Origin of the sequence: Bacillus cereus group sp. BfR-BA-01441 (genome assembly GCF_022663075.1) — a bacterium.
In the GTDB taxonomy this organism is placed as follows: Bacteria; Bacillota; Bacilli; order Bacillales; family Bacillaceae_G; genus Bacillus_A; species Bacillus_A cereus.
The window spans coordinates 1-1,095 of the sequence record NZ_JAKUEU010000215.1; the positions used below are offsets into that span (position 1 = coordinate 1).

The window sequence follows — 1,095 nt, forward strand, 5'->3', positions numbered from 1 at the left end:
GTATTTAAAATTACTGATCTGAATGGTAACGACATTCGTACTGAGCTTACAACAGATGTACACGGAAAAATTTCTGTTTCTGATTTACGTCCTGGGGACTATCAGTTTGTTGAAACGAAAGCTCCTGAACACTATAAATTAGATAGTACACCTATTAAGTTTACAATTAAGAAAAGCCAAAAAGAAAAGCTCCAAGTTACTGCTACAAATAGCTTAACTGAGGGTGCTGTAGAATTAGTAAAAGTGGATGATATAAATCCAGATACAAAACTTTCTGATGCAGTGTTTAACATCATCGATGCGAAAGGTAAAATTGTTCGCACTGATTTAACTACTGATAAAGATGGTAAGATTACTGCTACGAACTTACGCCCAGGAGACTATCAATTCATTGAAACGAAAGCTCCGAAAGATTACGATTTAAATAAAACACCTATTAGCTTCACTATCGAAAGAAGTCAACTAACTCACGCTTCTGTTACTGCTAAGAATGGCCTAACAAAAGGTGGCGTGGAATTAACGAAAGTTGACTCTATAGATAAGAAAGAAATGCTAGAAGGTGCGGTATTTAAAATTACTGATCTGAACGGTAACGACATTCGTACGAATTTAGTTACCAATAAAGACGGAAAAATCATCGCTAAAGACTTACAACCAGGAGACTATCAATTTATTGAAACAAAAGCTCCTAAACATTACGACTTAAATGAAGAACCAATTAAGTTCACAATCGAAAGAAGTCAAACAAAGCATGTCTTCGTTACAGCTATTAATAGCTTAACGGAAGGTAGTGTTGAGTTAATTAAAGTTGATGATGCCAAGCAAAACACAACACTTGAAGGTGCAGTATTTAAAATTGTTAATAAGGATGGACACGATGTTCGTACCGATTTAACTACTGATAAAAACGGCCGTTTAGTTGTGGATGAATTACCGCCAGGAGACTATGAGTTTATCGAAACGAAAGCTCCTGAACACTATGACTTAAACAAAACACCTATTAAGTTCACAGTTAAAAAAGGACAAGAAAAAATCGCCTCTGTTACTGCTACTAACAGCTTAACTAAAGGCGCAGTTGAATTAACTAAAGTTGAT

1 protein-coding gene is annotated in these 1,095 nt (G+C 35.3%); it reads left to right on the top strand.

All coding sequences use genetic code 11. From position 1 onward, the window contains the following. Positions 1-1,095 (top strand): MSCRAMM family protein (locus tag MR107_RS30110; protein WP_255855173.1); only part of this gene is annotated, 1,095 nt, incomplete at both ends.